Here is a 19122-nt window from a genome sequence, read left to right as displayed (position 1 = left end):
TGCAACAAGCTTCCACCGTGCCGTTATCCCCGGCCCAGGCGCTTCCGTTCTATACCAACGGCATGCGCATCGGGCTGCTCGGCGGCTCGTTCAATCCGCCGCACGCCGCGCATCGCGCCATCAGCCAGTTCGCGCTCAAGCGTTTGCAGCTCGACCGCGTGTGGTGGTTGCTGACGCCGGGCAATCCGCTGAAGAACCATGATGGCCTGCATGCGCTCAACGAGCGTGCCGCGGCCGCGCGTCGCGTTGCCGACGATCCGCGCATCGACATCAGCTGTCTCGAAGCTGTCATCGGTGTCCGCTACACTGTCGACACGATCATCCACTTGCGCCGCCGTGTCTCCGGCGTGCACTTCGTCTGGATCATGGGCGCTGACAATCTCGCGCAATTTCATCGCTGGAAAGATTGGCGGCGCATCGCGTCCGATGTGCCGATTGCCGTGATCGACCGTCCGCCCCAGAGTTTCCGCGCCCTTGCCGCACCGGCGGCGCAGGCGCTCATGCGCTATCGCTTGCCCGAAAATCAGGCGACACGGCTGGCCGACCAACAGGCGCCGGCATGGGTGTTCCTGACAGGAATGAAATCCAATCTGTCTTCGACCGGACTGCGGAACCCGGACGGGAGCTGGAGAACGGCGTGAGGCGCAAAAGGGTAACTGGAATATTGAAACCATTAACCCCACATGCGTAATATGGTGCGTGGGGCCGGATTCGGCACCCGCGATACAGTGAAAGGAATGGTCCCTGGCCACATCTGTATTGTCCAAGTCTGTTTTACCCAAGGTTCCCAAGACTGCGCGTAAAACATCGACGAAAACCGCGGCCTTGCAGGCGCAACCGGATGCCGACAAACCGGATGCCAACAAGACGCTGAGCCTGATCCTCTCCCGCCTCGACGATATGAAAGCGGAAGAGACGGTCACCATCGACCTTCGCGGCAAATCCGCATATTCCGACTACATGATCGTCACCACCGGCCGGGTTAACCGGCACGTTGGCGCGATCGCGGAAAATGTGACGAAGAGCCTCAAGGAAAACGGGGTCAAGAACATCCATGTCGAGGGCTTGCCCAATTGCGACTGGGTGCTGATCGATTCCGGCGAGGTGATCGTGCACGTGTTCAGGCCTGAGGTGCGCGAGTTCTACAACCTCGAGCGGTTGTGGACTCAGAACCCGGCGGTCGCGGCGGTCTAAGGCGTATCGAAGCCGATGCGAATCGGCTGCAGCGCAGCTAGTCTGCGTTGATGCGTCTTGTCGTGATCTGCATCGGCCGCCTGAAACAGGGCCCTGAACGGGAGCTCGCCGAGCGCTACCGCGAGCGCTTCGAAGATATCGGCCGCAAGCTCGGCTTTCGCGGCCTTGAGATCCATGAGATTGCAGAGAGCCGCGCGCGCGACACGGCCGCGCGCATCGCTGAGGAGGCCGCGGCGATCGCGGCGCTGCTGCCGGAAAAGCACATGCTGGTCGCGCTCGACGAACGCGGCAAGAGCATCGACAGCGCGAGCTTTGCGCAGCAGCTCGGCCGCTGGCGCGACGAGGGGGCAGCGCATACTGTCTTCGTGATCGGCGGCGCGGACGGACTTTCGCCTGAATTGCAGCGCAAGGCTTCGTTGCGTATTGCATTCGGCTCCGCGACCTGGCCGCACCAAATGGTCCGCGTCATGCTTCTGGAACAGATTTATCGGGCCGCGACCATTTTGGCCGGCCACCCCTACCATCGCGCCTGAGGCGCGGTGACGGACAGTCGAAAGCGCTGAACGCACGCGAATGCAGCACAAGCGGGACACAGCTTCGGATTCGCATCTCGGCACCGCGCGCCGCCGCTGGTTGCCGGCATCCCTGCCTCTGTCGATCGCTATGCTCGCCGCGTATCCGCTGACCGCGGCGCATGCGCAGGCGACACCACCCGCGCAACAGTCCGCCCCGCCGGCACAGCAGGCCGCGACGGCAGAGACATCGCCCGACGCCATCAAGCAGCGCGAGCAGGAGCTCGAGGCCGCGCGCGAACAGCAGCGCAAGGCGACCGAGTTGCAGGAGAAGCTGAAGGCCGACATCGCCGCGATCGGCCAGGATCGCAGCAAGCTCAATCAGCAGCTGATCGACATTGCCGGCCAGGTGCGCGGCGTCGAGACGCGGATCGCCGACGCCGAGGCACGCTTGCAGCCGCTCGACGGCCGCGAGCGCGAAATCCGCGGCTCGCTCGATTCACGCCGCTCCGAAGTGATCGAGGTGCTGGCCGCGTTGCAGCGCGCCGGACGGCGCACGCCGCCGGCGCTGCTGGTGCGGCCCGAGGACGCGCTGCAATCGCTGCGCACTGCGATGCTGCTCGGCGCGGTGGTGCCGGAATTGCGCGTCCGCGCCGAAAAGCTTGCGTCCGATCTCGGCGAGCTGGTGGCGCTGCGCAAGACCATCTCGACCGAGCGCGATGCGCTGGCGACCGACCGCGACAAACTGAGGGAAGACCAGACCCGCCTCGCGGCGCTGGTCGACGAACGGCAGCGCCAGCAAAGCGCAGCCGAAAAGGACATGGAAGCCGAAGGCGCCCGCGCCATCGCGCTGTCGAAGCAGGCCGCCGATCTGCAGAGCCTGATCGCCAAGATGGAGCAGGATCTCAAGAGCGCGGCCAAGGCCGCCGCCACGGCCAGCCTCCAGGGGGCCCCGGCGACCGTTAACGGCAAGCCCAATCTGGGGGCGCTCAAGGACCCCGCCCGCATGAGCCCGGCGGTCGCGTTCGCCTCGGCCAAAGGCCTGTTCTCCTATCCCGTGAATGGCACCAAGATTCGCGAATTTGGCGGTTCCGACGGCGCAGGGGGCGTACAAAAGGGCATTTCTTTGGCCGCCAAACCGGGCGCTCAGGTCACAACCCCGTGTGACGGCTGGGTTGTTTACGCTGGTCCTTTCCGCAGCTACGGACAACTCTTGATCCTCAATGCCGGGGGCGGGGTATCATGTCCTGATCGCCGGGATGGAGCGTATTTCGGTAAACATCGGCCAGTTTGTGCTAACGGGGGAGCCGGTTGCGACCATGGGGTCGACGTCCCAGGTTGCATCCATTCTCGCGACCAATGCGAGCCAGCCAGTGCTCTATGTCGAGTTCCGGAAAGACGGCACTCCAATCGATCCAGGTCCATGGTGGGCCGCAAATGAAGGCGAAAAGGTTCGCGGATGATGCGCAAGACTTCGGTAATTCTCCTTAGCGCCGCCACCGGCGCGGCCCTGACGCTTTTCGTCACGCAGCCCCGCGCTGTGCTGATGGGATCGAGCGCGCGCGCCGCGACGTCGGACACCTACCGCCAGCTCAATCTGTTCGGCGACGTGTTCGAACGGGTGCGCAGCGACTATGTCGAGAAGCCGGATGACAGCAAGCTCGTCGAGTCCGCGATCTCGGGCATGCTGTCCGGCCTCGACCCGCACTCGAGCTACATGGACGCCAAGAGCTTCCGCGACATGCAGGTGCAGACCCGCGGCGAGTTCGGCGGCCTCGGCATCGAGGTCACGATGGAAGACGGCCTGATCAAGGTCGTCTCGCCGATCGACGACACCCCGGCCTCGAAGGCCGGCATCATGGCCAACGACATCATCACCAATCTCGACGACGAAGCCGTGCAGGGCCTGACGCTGAACCAGGCCGTCGAGAAGATGCGCGGTCCGGTCAACACCAAGATCAAGCTCAAGATCATCCGCAAGGGCCAGGACAATCCGATCGACGTCACGCTGGTGCGCGACAACATCCGCGTCCGCTCGGTACGTGCGCGCGTCGAGGCCGACGACATCGCCTATATCCGCATCACCACCTTCAACGAGCAGACCACCGAAGGCCTGAAGAAGGAAGTCTCCAACCTGCAGAGCCAGATCGGCGACAAGCTGAAGGGCTACATCATCGATCTCAGAAACAACCCCGGCGGCCTGCTCGAAGAAGCCGTCACCGTGTCCGACTCCTTCCTGGAGCGCGGCGAGATCGTCTCGACCCGCGGACGCAATGCCGAGGAAACCCAGCGCCGCGCCGCGCACCCGGGCGACCTGACCAAGGGCAAGCCGGTCATCGTGCTGATCAACGGCGGCTCGGCATCGGCCTCCGAAATCGTCGCCGGCGCGCTGCAGGACCACAAGCGTGCGACGCTGGTCGGCACCCGCTCGTTCGGCAAGGGTTCGGTGCAGACCATCATCCCGCTCGGCTCGGGCAACGGCGCGCTGCGCCTGACCACCGCGCGCTATTACACGCCGTCGGGCAAGTCGATCCAGGCCAAGGGCATCGTGCCCGACATCGAGGTGCTGCAGGACGTGCCGGAAGAGCTGAAGGCGCGCACCGACACCAAGGGCGAGGCCTCGCTGCGCGGCCATCTGAAGAACGACGGCGACGAGAAGACCGGCTCGCAGTCCTACGTCCCGCCGGACGCCAAGGACGACAAGGCCCTGAAGATGGCCGATGACCTGCTGCACGGCATCAAGTCGACCTCGAGCGCGACGCCGGCACCGGCAGCGCCCGGCGACAAGGCCGCGGTCGACAAGCCCGGCAACAAGGCCGCGAACTGATCCCATCCAATGGTTTAGGCGAACAGGGCGGCCCTCGGGCCGCCCTTTCTGCTTTCGCCGCCCACCTCCAGCCGTGCTTTGACGGGGAGGCCGGCGCGCGGGAATGCACCGCATCGTGCTATCGTTCGCGCTGTTGATTCGGGGAGGGTCATGGCAGAAGCGGCCGACGAACTGAGCACGCCGCTTGGGCAGAACACCGTGGGCAAGACGCGCCGTGTCCGCTTGCCATTCACGGCGATGCAGATGCTCGCCGTGCTGCTGGGCCTCGTGCTGGTCGGCTTCGCCGGCGTCGCGCTGTTCAACGACAATCCGCTCGGCGGCGAACCGATTGCCCGCATCACGCTCCGCAATCCCCCGCCCGCAGCCGCCGACGATAAGCACGCCCCGGCCGAACCGGTGGTCAAATCCGCCGCCAAGGCGCCGGCCGCAGCCGGCGATGCCAAGAACGACGCCAAGACCGTCACCATCATCGACGGCTCCAGCGGCAAGCGCCAGGACGTGGTGATCGGCGCCGGCGATCCGGCCGAAAAGACGACGGATGGCGACGCGCCGCCGCTCGCGATGACCGGGATCGACCCGCGCCTGCTGGAAAAATCGCGCTACGGCATGATCCCGGTGGTTGCCGACGGCCTGAAGCCGTTCACGGTCTATGCGGCCGAAGCCGACCGCGCCAAGGCAGCCCGGATGCCCGTGGTCGCCATCGTGGTCGCCGGCCTCGGCGTCGGCGCCGCCAAGACCACTGACGCCATCATGAAGCTGCCGCCGGCCGTGACGCTGGCCTTCACGCCCTACGGCGCCGACCCCGGCAAGCTCGCGGAACGCGCCCGAACGCAGCGCCACGAGATCCTGCTGCAGATCCCGATGGAGCCGTTCGACTATCCCGACAACGATCCGGGCCCGCAGACCCTGCTGACCACATTGAGCAGCGAGCAGAATCTCGACCGTCTCTATTGGCACCTCAGCCGCCTGCAGGGATATGCCGGGATCGCCAATTTCATGGGAGCCCGGTTCGTCGCGACCGATCCCGTGATGCAGCCCATCGTGCGCGAGGCGGCCAAGCGCGGCCTGAGCTTTTTCGACGACGGTTCCACCCCGCGCAGCGTCGCGCAGAGCCTCTCGGCCGGCCAATCGTTGCCGTTCGCCAAGGCCGATTTCGCCATCGACGTGGTGCCGACATCGGCGGAAATCGACCGCGCGCTGGTCAAGCTGGAAACGATCGCCAAGGAACGCGGCACGGCCGTGGGCGTCGCCTCGGCGCTGCCGGTCTCGATCGAGCGGCTCGGCGCCTGGCTCAAGACACTGGACTCCAAGGGCATCATGCTTGTGCCATTGACAACGGCGATGCTGAAATCAAAATCGGGCTAGAGATCAATCTGTTGGTGCAACCTAAGACCTTGCCGGGGGGCCGGGTCGGGCGGCGCCAGGAACTGTGCGAGGTAGCGGCGGCATGGCACGTTATGAAGACCTGCCCTATCGAACCTGCGTCGGCATCATGCTGCTGAATACCGCGGGACTGGTCTTCATCGGACGCCGCGCCGGCGGCATCGAGCATGTCGACGACGCGCATGTCTGGCAGATGCCGCAAGGCGGCGTCGATCCCGGCGAGGATACGTTTCAGGCCGCACGGCGCGAGCTCTATGAAGAGACCAGCGTCAAGTCGGTGGAGAAGCTCGGCGAGGTCTCGGACTGGCTGATCTACGATATCCCGCGCACGGTCGCAGGCCGCGCCTGGAAGGGTCGCTACCGCGGCCAGCGGCAAAAGTGGTTCGCATTGCGCTTCACCGGCGACGAGAACGAGATCAACGTCGCCTACCCCGGCGGCGGCCACAAGGCCGAGTTCATCACCTGGCGCTGGGAGCCGATGAAGAATCTGCCGGAGCTGATTGTGCCGTTCAAGCGTCCGGTCTATGAGCGCGTCGTGAAGGAATTCGCCGGTCTGGCGGCCAAATAGACGGCCATATGATCGGCCAGACAAACGCGCGGCGCACCGGTCGAGATGTCATCAGATAAGCCCTATCGCCCCAATGTGGGCATCGCGCTGTTCAACGGCGACGGACGCGTGTTGATCGGCCACCGGATCAAGGACGACGGTCCGGAGATCGTGCTGCCCGGCCTCGAATGGCAGATGCCACAAGGCGGCATCGACGCCGGCGAGGACCCGCGCCAGGCCGTGATGCGCGAATTGTGGGAAGAGACCGGGGCGGTCAACGCCGACTATCTCGGTGAGACCGACTGGATGACCTACGAATTCCCGGCCTATGACGGGCCGGCATCGCATCGGCTGGCCAAATTCCGCGGCCAGCGGCAGAAATGGTTTGCGCTGCGCTTCACCGGGCGCGACGAGGAGATCGATCCATTGACGCCGCGCAACGGCCAGCCCGCCGAGTTCGATCAATGGCGCTGGGAGCGTCTCGATCGCGTCGCCGATCTGGTGGTGCCGTTCCGCCGCGAGGTCTATCGCGCGGTCGCGATCCGGTTCGCGGAATTCACCGGCTGATCCTGCGGCGGAAGGCGCCGCGCATCACCCGGCGTCATGCCGTAGGTCGCGCGGAACACGCGATAGAAGGTCGCGATGCTGTCGAAGCCGCATGAGAACGCGATCTCGTCGATGCCGCGCTCCTGCATCGCTGAGAGAAGCCGCCTCGCCTCCTTCAACCTCGCCGCCGTCAGCGTTCGCGCGAACGAGAGACCGGTCGGCTCGAACAGCGCATGCAATTGCCGGAGCGAAATGCCGAGCTCGGTGGTGACCGCGGCCGGCGTGAGCGAGGCGCGATGCAGATCGCGCAGCAGAATTTCCCGCGCGGCATGGAGGTAGCCGGCATGCAGCGCGGCACGGATCTCATCCTGGCGTGGCCGCAAGCGTCCACGCGCAAGCAGCGCCAGCCGCACCATATGCGTTACCTCGCCGGCGAACTGCCCGGCTTGCGCCGGATCGCGCGTCATGGCGCGGAACATGGCGCCGACAAGCCGGGTCAGGCTCGCATCACGCGCCAGCGCGACCAGCGGCACGCCCTCGATCCGCGCCCCGAGCACGAGCTCGTCGGTGACGGGAATCTTGAGGCTGAAGAAGCGAAAGCCGTCGGTCCGTTCGGGCGTCGACGCAAACGGAAGATTGGAATGGCCGAACACCATATCTCCGTTGCCTACCCATTGGATGCGATCGCGGCCGATATTCATGTGGCCGGGGCCGCGCACCTGCCAGCCGAGATGCAGGCTGTTGCTCGGAACACGTCCGATGTCGGATGACGTCCGGCTGACGCGGTAGGACGACGCCGACATTTCCGCCAGCACGGCATCGCCGACCGGCGTCGCGGAAAACCGTCCATGGAAATCGGGCCGCCTGTCGCGCTCGAGCTCGATCGTGACCCCGAACAGGTTTTTGCCGCGCACGTCGCACCAATGCTCAAAGCGGTCCTGCGGGCGGAGAGCATCGGTGGAGAAATTCAGCACAGTATCTTGTCCGTTATTCCGGGGATAAAATCGCGACGCAATCGCATCAACTCGTCATCGCGCCGCAGCTTGTCATTGGTGCACGATCCCCGCTGTAAGCTACTTCACATTTTCCGGATCGTGTTCCAAAGCGCAATGACGATTCACCGCAATCTGATCTCGCCTCTCGGTGTGCGCATGATTCCCGCACAGATGCGTTACGCGTTTGTCGCGGGGGAAAGCTGCTTCGCGCTTTTCCAGATCATGCTCTAGTTCGGGCCGACCGTGAGCGGACCGACCGCGATGACATGGCAGTCGCTGTCGCGCTTGGCGCAGTCACCGAGCGCGGCGTTGACCGCGCTCTGCTCGTTCTCCGCCTTCAATTCAAATCCCGGCCGTCCCTGCGTCCCGACCACAACCGCATTCCTGCCGTCGCAGACGCTTCCGGGCGCAACAAGCATTCACCGCCCGCCGGGGACGGCGAGCGTTGAATGCTTCAAGTCCTGGCAGACGATGACTGGAAGAGTGTGAGCGATTTCACAAAGGAGCCGGCTCACTCGACACTATGGCGCGATCGCTGGTCGGCAATCGCGCCTTAGTGCATAGCGGTCGCGTTGAGCTCGTGCTGGATGCTCTTGAAGTGGTCGAGCCGCTCGATCTCGTGGTCGAGCTCGGAGCCTTCCTTCTCGGAGAGCTTCTCCTGCATTTCGTTGATCGTCTCGGCAAACTTCGCGCGATCGAGATCAGCAAGCGTGGTGGCGACGTCGGCGAGCACGGTGAGGCCCTTGTCCGACACCTCAGCAAGGCCGCCGAGCACGATCACCTTCTCGCGCTTGCCCGCGGTCGTAATCGTCAGGATACCCGGACGAACCGTGGCGACGACCGGAGCGTGGCCGGCGAGCACACCGAAATCACCCTCCACACCGGGGACGTCAACCTGATCGACCTCGCCGGAGAAGGCGAGCTTTTCGGGAGAGACGAGATCGAAGTGGAAGGTGGCCATGGTCTTTCCGTTCTTTGCGCTGTCACCCGCGGGCTCGACCCGCGGGTCCATCAGTCAAAATGCTTCTCGTTCGATGGATCGCCGGATCAAGTCCGGCGATGACGATATCCCAAAGCTTAGGCCGCTTCGGCGGCGAGCTTCTTGCCCTTCTCGACGGCTTCTTCGATGGTGCCGACCATGTAGAACGCCGCTTCCGGCAGATGGTCGTACTTGCCCTGGCAGAGATCGCGGAAGCCCTTGATGGTGTCGGCGAGGTCGACGAACTTGCCCGGCGAGCCGGTGAAGACTTCGGCGACGTGGAACGGCTGCGACAGGAAGCGCTCGACCTTGCGGGCGCGGGCGACCGTCAGCTTGTCCTCTTCAGACAGTTCGTCCATGCCGAGAATGGCGATGATGTCCTGCAGCGACTTGTAGCGCTGCAGAATCTGCTGGACCATACGCGCGGTGTTGTAGTGCTCTTCACCGACGACCAGCGCCGACAGCATGCGCGAGGTCGAGTCGAGCGGGTCCACCGCCGGATAGATGCCTTTTTCCGAGATCGCGCGCGACAGCACCGTGGTGGCGTCCAAATGCGCGAACGAGGTGGCGGGCGCCGGGTCGGTCAAGTCGTCGGCCGGCACGTAGATCGCCTGCACCGAGGTGATCGAACCCTTCTGGGTGGTGGTGATGCGCTCCTGCAGCGCGCCCATGTCGGTCGCGAGCGTCGGCTGATAACCCACCGCCGAAGGAATACGGCCGAGCAGCGCCGACACTTCCGAACCCGCCTGGGTGAAGCGGAAGATGTTGTCGACGAAGAACAGCACGTCCTGGCCCTGGTCGCGGAAGTGCTCGGCGACCGTCAGACCGGTCAGACCGACGCGGGCACGGGCGCCCGGCGGCTCGTTCATCTGGCCGAACACCAGCGCGCACTTCGACTTCACGCTCGGATCCGGATTGTGCGGATCGGCGTTGACCTTCGATTCGATGAACTCGTGATAGAGGTCGTTGCCTTCACGAGTCCGCTCGCCGACGCCGGCGAACACGGAGTAACCACCGTGCGCCTTCGCGACGTTGTTGATCAGTTCCTGAATCAGCACCGTCTTGCCGACGCCGGCGCCGCCGAACAGGCCGATCTTGCCGCCCTTGGCGTACGGAGCGAGAAGATCGACGACCTTGATGCCGGTGACGAGGATTTCCGCCTCGGTCGACTGGTCGGTATAGCTCGGCGCTTCCTGGTGGATGGCGCGCAGGCCTTCGGACTTGATCGGACCGGCTTCGTCGATCGGCTCGCCGATGACGTTGATGATGCGGCCGAGCGTACCTTCGCCGACCGGTACCCGGATCGGCTCGCCGGTGTCGGTGACTTCCTGGCCGCGCACCAGACCTTCGGTGATATCCATCGCGATGGTGCGGACGGTCGATTCACCGAGATGCTGTGCGACTTCGAGCACCAGGCGGTTGCCGCCGTTCTTGGTCTCGAGCGCATTCAGAATCGCCGGAAGGTGGCCTTCGAACTGCACGTCGACCACGGCGCCCGTGACCTGGGTAACGCGACCGATCTGGTTGGCTGCTGTAGCCATGGACTGTTCTCCTTCGAAAATCTGCCTTAGACCGCCTCAGCGCCGGAGATGATCTCGATCAACTCCTTCGTGATCTGGGCCTGACGGGTTCGGTTGTAAATCAGGGTTTGCTTACGGATCATCTCGCCGGCATTGCGCGTCGCGCTGTCCATCGCGCTCATCTGCGCGCCATAGAACGAGGCGTTGTTCTCCAGCAGCGCACGGAAGACCTGCACCGCGAGGTTGCGCGGCAGCAGGCTGCCGAGAATCTGGTCCTCTTCCGGCTCGTATTCATACGAGGTCGCGGGAGCCACGCTGGCCGCGGGCGCAGCCACTTCGAGCGGGATGATCTGCTGCGCGGTCGGGATCTGCGCGATCACCGACTGGAAGCGCGAATAGAACAGCGTGCAGACATCGAACTCGCCGGCCTCGAACCGCGCCAGCACCTTGTTGGCGATGTCCTCGGCGTTGACGAAACCGATCTGCCGCACCGAACGCAGGTCGAGGTGCTCGACAATCCGCTTCTCGAACGTCCGCCGCAGCTGCTCGTAGCCCTTGCGGCCGACGCAGAAGAATTTGACTTCCTTGCCTTGCGCGAGCAGCGCGTTCGCCCGCTCGCGCGCCAGACGCACGATCGCGGAGTTGAAAGCGCCGGACAGGCCGCGCTCGCCGGTGCAGACCAGAAGCAGGTGCACCTGGTCGTTGCCGGTGCCCGCGAGCAGCGCCGGCGCACCGGGTGAGCCGTTGGTCGCGGCGGCGATGTTGGAAATCACCGCGTCCATCTTGGTGGCATAGGGCCGCGCCGCCTCGGCGGCGTTCTGCGCGCGGCGCAGCTTCGAGGCTGCGACCATCTGCATGGCCTTGGTGATCTTCTGCGTCGCCTTGGTCGAGGCGATGCGGACCCGCATGTCTTTCAGTGACGCCATTCTTCGTCCACCCCGGCAATCCGACCGCAACGGTCAGATCGCAAGCCTCTCTGTTCCTATCGCCCGGCCAACGGCCAGGCGATGCCCTTATGCGAAGGTCTTCTTACGCAAACGTCTTGTTACGCAAACGTCTTGGCGAAGCCCTCGACCACCGTCTTGAGCTTGGCTGCGGTGTCGTCGGACAGATCGCGGCTGGTGCGGATCGCGTCGAGGATCTCGACGTTCTTGCCGCGCAGCAGCGAGAGCAGGCCGTCCTCGAACGCCTTCACCTTGTTGAGCGGCAGCGGATCGAGGTAGCCGTTGGTGCCGGCCCAGATCACGCAGACCTGCTCTTCCATCTTCAGCGGCGAGAACTGCGGCTGCTTCAGGAGTTCGGTCAGGCGCGAGCCGCGATTGAGCAGGCGCTGGGTCGAGGCGTCGAGGTCGGAGCCGAACTGCGCGAACGCCGCCATTTCGCGGTACTGCGCGAGCTCGCCCTTGATCTTGCCGGCGACCTTCTTGGTTGCCTTGGTCTGCGCCGACGAACCGACGCGCGACACCGACAGACCGACGTTCACGGCGGGACGGATACCCTGGAAGAACAGGTCGGTTTCCAGGAAGATCTGGCCGTCGGTGATCGAAATCACGTTGGTCGGAATGTAGGCCGACACGTCGTTGGCCTGGGTTTCGATGACCGGCAGCGCCGTCAGCGAGCCCAAGCCATGCTCCTTGTTGAGCTTGGCGGCGCGCTCGAGCAGGCGGGAATGCAAATAGAACACGTCGCCCGGATAGGCTTCGCGGCCCGGCGGGCGGCGCAGCAGCAGCGACATCTGGCGATAGGCGACGGCCTGCTTGGACAGATCGTCATAGATGATCACGGCGTGCATCCCGTTGTCGCGGAAGTACTCGCCCATGGTGCAGGCGGTGAACGGCGCGATGTACTGCATCGGGGCCGGATCGGACGCGGTGGCCGCGACGATGATCGAGTATTCCAGCGCGCCTTGCTCTTCGAGCACCTTGACGAACTGCGCGACGGTGGAGCGCTTCTGGCCGATCGCGACGTAGACGCAATACAGCTTGAGGTTCTCGTCCGGCTGGGCGTTGAGCGGCTTCTGGTTCAGGATGGTGTCGAGCGCGATCGCGGTCTTGCCGGTCTGACGGTCGCCGATGATCAGCTCGCGCTGGCCGCGACCGATCGGAATCAGCGCATCGATCGCCTTCAGGCCGGTGGCCATCGGCTCGTTCACCGACTTGCGCGGAATGATGCCGGGCGCCTTGACGTCGACGCGCTTGCGTTCGGTGGCCTGGATCGGGCCCTTGCCGTCGATCGGGTTGCCGAGCGCGTCGACGACGCGGCCGAGCAGGCCCTTGCCGATCGGCGCGTCCACGATCGCGCGGGTGCGCTTGACGGTCTGGCCTTCCTTGATCTCGCGGTCGGCGCCGAAAATCACGATACCGACGTTGTCGGTTTCGAGGTTGAGCGCCATGCCGCGCGTGCCGTTCTCGAACTCGACCATTTCACCGGCCTGGACGTTGTCGAGACCGTAGACACGAGCGATACCGTCACCGACCGACAGCACCTGGCCAACTTCGGTGACTTCGGCTTCCTGGCCGAAATTCTTGATCTGGTCCTTGAGGATCGCAGAAATTTCTGCGGCGCGGATGTCCATCAGCCTGCCTCTTTCATCGCGTTCTTGATCGAATTGAGTTTGGTGCGAAGCGAACTATCCACCATGCGGCTGCCGAGCTTGACCACCAGGCCACCAATAATGGAGGGATCGACCTTCACGTTGAGCGCGACGTCCTTGCCCGTCACTGATTTCAGTGCGGCCTTCAGCCCGTCGAGATTCTTGTCACTGAGCTGCTCGGCGACGGTGACTTCCGCAGTCGCCTCGCCCTTGAACTTCGCCACCAGCGCGCGATAGGCGCGGATCACATCGGCCACGGCAAACAGCCGGCGATTGGCGGTGAGCACCTTGAGGAATTTTGCCGACGTGCCGGCGATGCCGGCCTTGTCGAGCACCGCGGCCAGCGCCTTCAGCTGGGCGTCGGCGGCAAACACCGGGCTGCGGACGAGACGCTTGAGATCGGCGCTCTCGTTGAGCATGGCCTCGAACTTGTCGAGGTCGGCCCGGACTTGATCGACGGACTGCTCGTCGCGCGCCAACTCGAACAGGGCCGTTGCGTAACGACCGGACACTCCCGAAACGGACGGATCTTCAGCAGCCACGAGCTCGCTCTTTTTTGCTGTCAAATTCGCAAGGGAAAAACCGTCGCCACCAAAGCAGCGCCTAGCGATCCAAGCCCTTGGAATTCAAGCGGGACTTCGATTTTCGACCGGCACAGGACGTGCCGGGATCGTTAAAATCGCGGCTTTGCTAACATAGCAATCGCGCAGGTGCAACATGACGGCATCGTGCGAGCCGCCTTGTCGCATGCGGTTTTTGGCGACCGCAGCCGGCGCTCGAATCAGAAAAATCGGCGCGCGGAAATTCAGTGCGCGGGCTCCGATTCGCGCCACCGCGGATTTGTTCCAACGAAATTTGCATGGGCCTATGGCCGAGCGCGCAAGGAACCCGAAACGCGGCGCCGTTTCATTTGGCGATTACTTACTGAAAACTTACCGCTGGTCCATTAATCAGTATTCGTAAGTATGTTAATGGTTAAAAATTCATTAAAGGCCAAGATTACGGAACTTCGATTGAGTACCCCAAAGCGGTAACAAGATATTTCAGCCCGAGACAATCGGGATTTACTGCCCAATTCGTGCCTCATTGCGAAACCAAACGGCTTTGGTCAACGAAGGGACGGGGGTTCCACTTGCCACGTTAGTGGCAATACTGTCTGAGGGTCTTATCAATGCTGAATATCAAGAAGGCGGCGGGCAATGTAACCCGCTCGCGTACGGCGCTTGCATTTGTAGCCGCAACTATCCTGGTCGGGGGCAGCGTGACGGAGGCGTCCGCGAAGTCCAGGCACCACCATCATCGCCACCACCATCATCACCAGGCCCGCGCCGAAGGTTCGTCCTGGCGCGACGCCAATGCATCGATCCAGCCGTCCGGCGGCCACGCGTTCTCGGGGATGGCCTCGTTCTACGGCAATGAGTCGGGCAGCCGCACCGCTTCCGGCCAGCGCTTCAACCAGAACGCCATGACCGCCGCCCACCGCTCGCTGCCGTTCGGCACCAAGCTCCGTGTCACCCACGGCGGCCGCAGCGTCGTCGTCACCATCAACGATCGTGGCCCGTTCATCCGCGGCCGCGTGCTCGACCTCTCGACCGGCGCAGCCCGCGCCATCGGCCTGACCGGTGCCGGCGTCGGCCGCGTCACCGCCGAGGTCGTCTCGTAAGCGCTTCAGTAAGCGTTGCGTTGCGTAACGGCCGCGAGGCCTGCCTCGCGCCAAAAGGGCCTGCCGTCGCGAATGACGGCAGGCTTTTCTTTGCAGTTGCAACAACCACCTGCGTCATTGCGAGCGAAGCGAAGCAATCCATCTCGCCGCATAGGAGGAGAAATGGATTGCTTCTTCGCTTTCGCTCCTCGCAATGACGGTCAAGATTGAAGCTGCTTACAAGAAACTCTGCGGATCCACGTCCACCTCGAGCTTCAGATTGCCCTTGGTCTTCGGACCGGCTTCCAGCCATTCGCGCAGGTATTGCGACAGGTCGACATTGCGCAGCGACTTCACCAGCAGGCGGAAGCGGTAGCGGCCCTTGATGACGGCAAGCGGCGCCTCGGCGGGGCCGAGCACCTGGATCCGCTCATCGAGCGGCGCCATCGCGGCAAGCTTGCGCGCAAAGCCTTCCGCTGTCGGACGGTCGCCGGCGGAGATGATCAGGCTCGCCAGCCGGCCGAACGGCGGATAGCCGGTGCGCTCGCGGATATCGATCTCGCTGGCGTAGAACGCCTCGCGGTCGTTCGCGATCAGAGCCTTGATGACCGGATGTTCCGGCTGATGGGTCTGCAGATAGCCGACGCCACGGCCCTGCTCGCGGCCGGCACGGCCGACCACCTGGTTCAGCAACTGGAACGTCCGCTCGGCGGCGCGCGGATCGCCGTTGCTCAAGCCGAGATCGGCATCGATGACCCCGACCAGATTGAGCCGCGGGAAGTTGTGTCCCTTGGCCACCAGCTGGGTACCGATGATGATGTCGACGCGGCCCTCGGCGATCTCGTTGAGCTCGCTACGCATGGTCTCGATCGAGGTGATGAGATCGCTCGACAGCACCATGGTGCGGGCCTCGGGGAAGATACTCGCGGCCTCCTCCTGCAGGCGCTCGACGCCGGGGCCGACGGCGACCAGCGACTCCTCGGCCGCGCAATGCGGGCAGATGTTCGGGCGCGGCATCGAGAAGCCGCAGTGATGGCAGACCAGCCGCTGCCGGAACCGATGATCGACCAGCCATGCGTCGCAGATCGTGCAGGCGAAGCGGTGGCCGCAGGCGCGGCACAGCGTCAGCGGCGCATAGCCGCGACGGTTGAGAAACAGCAGCGCCTGCTCGCGGCGCTCGATCGCATGGCGAATTTGCTCGGCCAGAACCGGCGAGATGAAGCGCCCGCGCGGCGGCGGCGCGCGGCGCATGTCGATCGCCTCGATATGCGGCATGTGCTGGCCGCCGAACCGCGACGGCAGCGCCACGCGCTGGTAGCGCCCCTTGCGCGCATTGACCTCGCTCTCGACCGAGGGCGTCGCCGACGCCAGCACGATCGGGATCTTGGCGATATGGGCGCGGACCACCGCCATGTCGCGCGCGTGATAATGCGCGCCCTCGTCCTGCTTGTAGGCCTGGTCGTGCTCCTCATCGACGATGATGAGGCCGAGGTCGGCGTAAGGCAGGAACAGCGCCGAGCGGGCACCGACCACGACCGGCGCCTTGCCCTCGGAAATCGCGGCCCAGTTTCGCGCCCGCGTGCGCGGCGTGAGCTCCGAATGCCATTCCAGCGGCCGCACGCCGAAGCGCTGCGCGAAACGGTCGAGGAACTGGCCGGTCAGCGCGATTTCCGGCATCAGGATCAGGGTCTGCTTGCCGCGGCGGATATTCTCCGCGATCGCCTCGAAATAGACCTCGGTCTTCCCGGAACCGGTGACGCCGTCGAGCAGCGCGACGTGAAAGCTGCCGCTTGCCGCCAGCGTCCGCATCATATCGACCGCACTGCGCTGCTCGCGCGAAAAATCCGGCTGCGCATAGGAGGGATCGGGAATGGGCGGCGGTGCGGGTGGCGGCATCGCCTCGACCGTCAGCGTGCCCTCGTCGACCAGACCGTCGACCACGCCCGAGCTGACGCCGGCCTCACGCGCCGCCTCGGACTTGCCGTGCAGCAAGCCATCCGACAGCACCTCGATCAGCCGCCGCCGCGCCGGTGTCAGGCGCCGTGGCGGCTCGCCGACGAGGCGCACCCCGAGCCGCATCCGCTCCGGGCCAAGGTTCTCACCCATCCGCAGCGTCATCCGCAGCACCATGCCGCGCGCCGACAAAGTGTAAGTGGAGACCCAGTCGACGAGCTGGCGCAGCTCCGCCCTGAGCGGCGGAACATCGAGCTTCTCGCTGACGTCCTTCAGCCGGTTGTGCAGCCGCGGATCCGGCTTGGCATTCTCGGCCCACACCACCGCAACGACCTCGCGCGGCCCGAGCGGAACGCAGATCACGTCGCCGGGCGCAAGCTCCATGCCGCGCGGCACGCGGTAGGAATAGGTCTGGTTCAGCGCGACAGGCACCAGCACGTCGACGACGCGTGTCGTCGATGCGGGGGCTGGGCTGGGGCGTGTGGTGTGGTCCATTGAATCAGAGCTTTGAGCCGGGCTAGCACCGCTGCGCGGTCTTAGCGAACGGTAAACGAAGGCAGTGCGATATAATCAGGAGATTAGCAGCGCCAATAGCCCTTAAGGACATGCCCGCTCAAGACATGGCCCGGACCGATCAGCCCATGCAACCGCTCGAGCTCGACTGCGCCGACGTGTCGGTCACGCAGGAGATGACGCGCTGGCTGTCGCATCTGCGCGCCGAGCGGCGGCTGTCGCCGAAGACGCTCGAGGCCTACGCCCGCGATGTGCGTCAATGCCTGGCCTTCCTGGCCGAGCACTGGGGCGCGCGCGTCACGCTTGCGGCATTTTCCGCGCTCGAGGCCAGCGATGTCCGCGCCTTCATGGCGATGCGCCGCGCCGACGAAATCGGCGGCCGATCGCTGATGCGGGCGCTGGCCGGCCTGCGCTCGTTCGGACGTTTCCTGGAGCGCGAAGGCAAGGGCAAGGTCGGTGCGCTCTCGGCGATCCGCGCCCCCAAGGTGGCGAAGAGCCTGCCGAAGCCGATCCACATGGAAGCGGCGAAGCGCTTTGCCGATGCCGACGAGCGCGCCGGCGAAACCCGCGAGACCTGGATCCTGGTGCGTGACGCCGCCGTGATGGCGCTGCTCTATGGTTCCGGTCTGCGCATCTCCGAGGCGCTGGGGCTGAAGCGCCGCGACGTGCCGAAGCCGGGCGAAGGCGACGTGCTTGTCGTCACCGGCAAGGGCAACAAGACCCGCATGGTGCCGGTGCTGCACAACGTGCTGCAATTGATCGCGGACTATGCGGCGATCTGTCCGCATCAGCTCAGCCCGACCGGGCCGATGTTCGTCGGTGCGCGCGGCGGACCCTTAAGCCCGCGCATCATCCAGCTCACCATGGAGCGGCTGCGCGGCGCGCTCGGCCTGCCCGACAGCGCGACGCCGCATGCGTTGCGGCACTCCTTCGCCACCCATCTGCTCAGTCGCGGCGGCGATTTGCGCGCGATCCAGGAATTGCTCGGCCACGCATCGCTGTCGACCACGCAGATCTATACCGGCATCGACAGTGAGCGCCTGCTGGAAGTCTATCGCTCCGCGCACCCGCGCGGCTGAGTGCCCGGACCTGAGTTCAAAATACGGCGCGGTGCCGGCATCAATGCGCCGTTCATCTTGCGCCGTTCATATTCATACGGCTGCCACAAATCGCTCGGCACTTGCCTTGTGCGCCGCATTCAGCAATCGTGGCGCGGTCTCATCCGGAGGGGGAATCATGAGCGCACATGAAAGTATGGAGCAGGCGGAGCATGCCGAGCATGCGTCGGGCGAGAACAAGAAGATCGCCCTCCTGATCGCCGTGATCGCGCTCTGCCTGGCGCTGTCGGAAACGCTCGGCAAGGGCGCCCAGACCGAATCGATCAGCAAGAACGTCGAAGCCTCCAACCTCTGGGCCTTCTTCCAGGCCAAGAGCATCCGCCGCACCGCGGTGCAGACCGCAGCCGAACAGGGCAAGCTGAACCTCGCGACCACGACAGACGAGGCGGCCAAGGCCGCGCTTCAAAAGCAGATCGACGACTGGCAGAAGACCGCGGCACGCTACCGCTCGGAGCCGGAGACCGGCGAAGGTTCAGAGCAACTCTCCGAACGCGCCAAGCACGCCGAGCATGAGCGCGACGAGGCCACCGCGAAATATCATCACTTCGAGCTTGCCTCCGCCGCCTTCCAGATCGCTATCGTGCTGGCGTCAGCGACCATCATCACCGGCATCGCCGCGCTGGCCTGGGTGTCCGGCCTGGTGACGCTCGCCGGCGTCGTGATGACCTTGCTCGGCCTTTTCCAGCCGCATCTGCTGCATTTGCATTGAGCTGAAAGGCTCCGCTTTCCCTCCGTCATCCTGAGGAGCGCGCATTGCGCGCGTCTCGAAGGATGAACGGCCCGGCTGGTGGCCGTCGATC

Annotated in this window: 18 protein-coding genes and 1 pseudogene; 11 read left to right on the top strand and 8 right to left on the bottom strand. The window is 64.7% G+C overall.

What is annotated here, in order from left to right; translation table 11 throughout:
- Positions 1-17: 17 nt before the first annotated feature.
- The 8 genes and pseudogenes from ACVIGB_RS33100 (at position 18) to ACVIGB_RS33065 (ending at position 7030) form a co-directional block, all read left to right on the top strand.
- Positions 18-641: a nicotinate-nucleotide adenylyltransferase gene (locus ACVIGB_RS33100; RefSeq protein WP_176534335.1), complete on the top strand. Its 624-nt coding sequence runs from the start codon at positions 18-20 to the stop codon at positions 639-641.
- 184 nt (positions 642-825) lie between these two features.
- The gene (gene rsfS, locus ACVIGB_RS33095) at positions 826-1194 is read left to right on the top strand and encodes a ribosome silencing factor (protein WP_173640701.1); all 369 of its coding nucleotides are present in this window, start codon (positions 826-828) and stop codon (positions 1192-1194) included.
- A 50-nt stretch (positions 1195-1244) separates the two neighbouring features.
- Positions 1245-1727, top strand: a complete 483-nt coding sequence (gene rlmH, locus ACVIGB_RS33090) for a 23S rRNA (pseudouridine(1915)-N(3))-methyltransferase RlmH (RefSeq protein WP_456725024.1) — start codon at positions 1245-1247, stop codon at positions 1725-1727.
- 130 nt (positions 1728-1857) lie between these two features.
- Positions 1858-3169 (top strand): annotated as a pseudogene (locus ACVIGB_RS33085) (murein hydrolase activator EnvC family protein).
- The gene (locus ACVIGB_RS33080; RefSeq protein WP_092121646.1) at positions 3166-4533 is read left to right on the top strand and encodes a S41 family peptidase; all 1368 of its coding nucleotides are present in this window, start codon (positions 3166-3168) and stop codon (positions 4531-4533) included. Before ACVIGB_RS33085 ends, ACVIGB_RS33080 begins: the two are co-directional and overlap by 4 nt.
- 150 nt (positions 4534-4683) lie before the next feature.
- Positions 4684-5898 (top strand): divergent polysaccharide deacetylase family protein, encoded by a 1215-nt coding sequence (locus tag ACVIGB_RS33075; RefSeq protein ID WP_456719513.1) that lies wholly within the window; start codon positions 4684-4686, stop codon positions 5896-5898.
- 82 nt (positions 5899-5980) lie between these two features.
- Positions 5981-6484, top strand: coding sequence for an RNA pyrophosphohydrolase (locus ACVIGB_RS33070; RefSeq protein WP_456719514.1), 504 nt, complete (start codon positions 5981-5983; stop codon positions 6482-6484).
- Positions 6485-6529: 45 nt separating this feature from the next.
- Positions 6530-7030 carry an RNA pyrophosphohydrolase gene (locus ACVIGB_RS33065; protein WP_456719515.1) on the top strand — a complete coding sequence of 167 codons (501 nt, stop codon included), beginning with the start codon at positions 6530-6532 and terminating at the stop codon, positions 7028-7030.
- Here the strand turns inward: ACVIGB_RS33065 and ACVIGB_RS33060 are convergent.
- From ACVIGB_RS33060 to ACVIGB_RS33030, 7 genes are all read right to left on the bottom strand, one after another.
- Positions 6988-7983: a helix-turn-helix domain-containing protein gene (locus ACVIGB_RS33060; RefSeq protein ID WP_456719516.1), complete on the bottom strand. Its 996-nt coding sequence runs from the start codon at positions 7981-7983 to the stop codon at positions 6988-6990. The two genes, ACVIGB_RS33065 and ACVIGB_RS33060, sit on opposite strands and share 43 nt — an antisense overlap.
- Positions 7984-8231: 248 nt before the next feature.
- On the bottom strand, positions 8232-8423 hold the full coding sequence (locus ACVIGB_RS33055) for a hypothetical protein (RefSeq protein ID WP_456719517.1): 192 nt from the start codon (positions 8421-8423) through the stop codon (positions 8232-8234).
- 134 nt (positions 8424-8557) lie between these two features.
- Positions 8558-8965: a F0F1 ATP synthase subunit epsilon gene (locus tag ACVIGB_RS33050; protein WP_456719518.1), complete on the bottom strand. Its 408-nt coding sequence runs from the start codon at positions 8963-8965 to the stop codon at positions 8558-8560.
- 116 nt (positions 8966-9081) lie between these two features.
- On the bottom strand, positions 9082-10524 hold the full coding sequence (gene atpD / locus ACVIGB_RS33045) for a F0F1 ATP synthase subunit beta (protein ID WP_092121637.1): 1443 nt from the start codon (positions 10522-10524) through the stop codon (positions 9082-9084).
- A 26-nt stretch (positions 10525-10550) separates the two neighbouring features.
- Complete coding sequence (locus tag ACVIGB_RS33040; protein WP_212318930.1) at positions 10551-11429, bottom strand: F0F1 ATP synthase subunit gamma; 879 nt, start codon at positions 11427-11429, stop codon at positions 10551-10553.
- Positions 11430-11548: 119 nt separating this feature from the next.
- Positions 11549-13078: a F0F1 ATP synthase subunit alpha gene (atpA, locus tag ACVIGB_RS33035; protein ID WP_092121635.1), complete on the bottom strand. Its 1530-nt coding sequence runs from the start codon at positions 13076-13078 to the stop codon at positions 11549-11551.
- A complete protein-coding gene (locus tag ACVIGB_RS33030) occupies positions 13078-13638 on the bottom strand; it encodes a F0F1 ATP synthase subunit delta (protein ID WP_092121634.1) in 561 nt (186 codons plus the stop codon). The genes atpA and ACVIGB_RS33030 overlap by 1 nt, the downstream gene beginning before the upstream one ends.
- Positions 13639-14267: 629 nt before the next feature.
- On the opposite strand from ACVIGB_RS33030, the gene ACVIGB_RS33025 reads away from it, so the two are divergent.
- Positions 14268-14759, top strand: coding sequence for a septal ring lytic transglycosylase RlpA family protein (locus ACVIGB_RS33025; protein ID WP_092121632.1), 492 nt, complete (start codon positions 14268-14270; stop codon positions 14757-14759).
- 216 nt (positions 14760-14975) lie between these two features.
- Here ACVIGB_RS33025 and ACVIGB_RS33020 read toward each other — a convergent pair whose 3' ends face one another.
- Positions 14976-17186, bottom strand: coding sequence for a primosomal protein N' (locus tag ACVIGB_RS33020; protein ID WP_456719519.1), 2211 nt, complete (start codon positions 17184-17186; stop codon positions 14976-14978).
- A gap of 146 nt (positions 17187-17332) precedes the next feature.
- On the opposite strand from ACVIGB_RS33020, the gene ACVIGB_RS33015 reads away from it, so the two are divergent.
- On the top strand, positions 17333-18283 hold the full coding sequence (locus ACVIGB_RS33015) for a tyrosine recombinase XerC (protein WP_456719520.1): 951 nt from the start codon (positions 17333-17335) through the stop codon (positions 18281-18283).
- Positions 18284-18440: 157 nt separating this feature from the next.
- Positions 18441-19031, top strand: coding sequence for a DUF4337 domain-containing protein (locus ACVIGB_RS33010; RefSeq protein WP_092121624.1), 591 nt, complete (start codon positions 18441-18443; stop codon positions 19029-19031).
- Positions 19032-19122 lie beyond the last annotated feature (91 nt).

This window comes from Bradyrhizobium sp. USDA 4341 (genome assembly GCF_054063755.1).
Note: the sequence above shows the minus strand (reverse complement) of the source record. Positions and strands in the feature narration are given on the sequence as shown.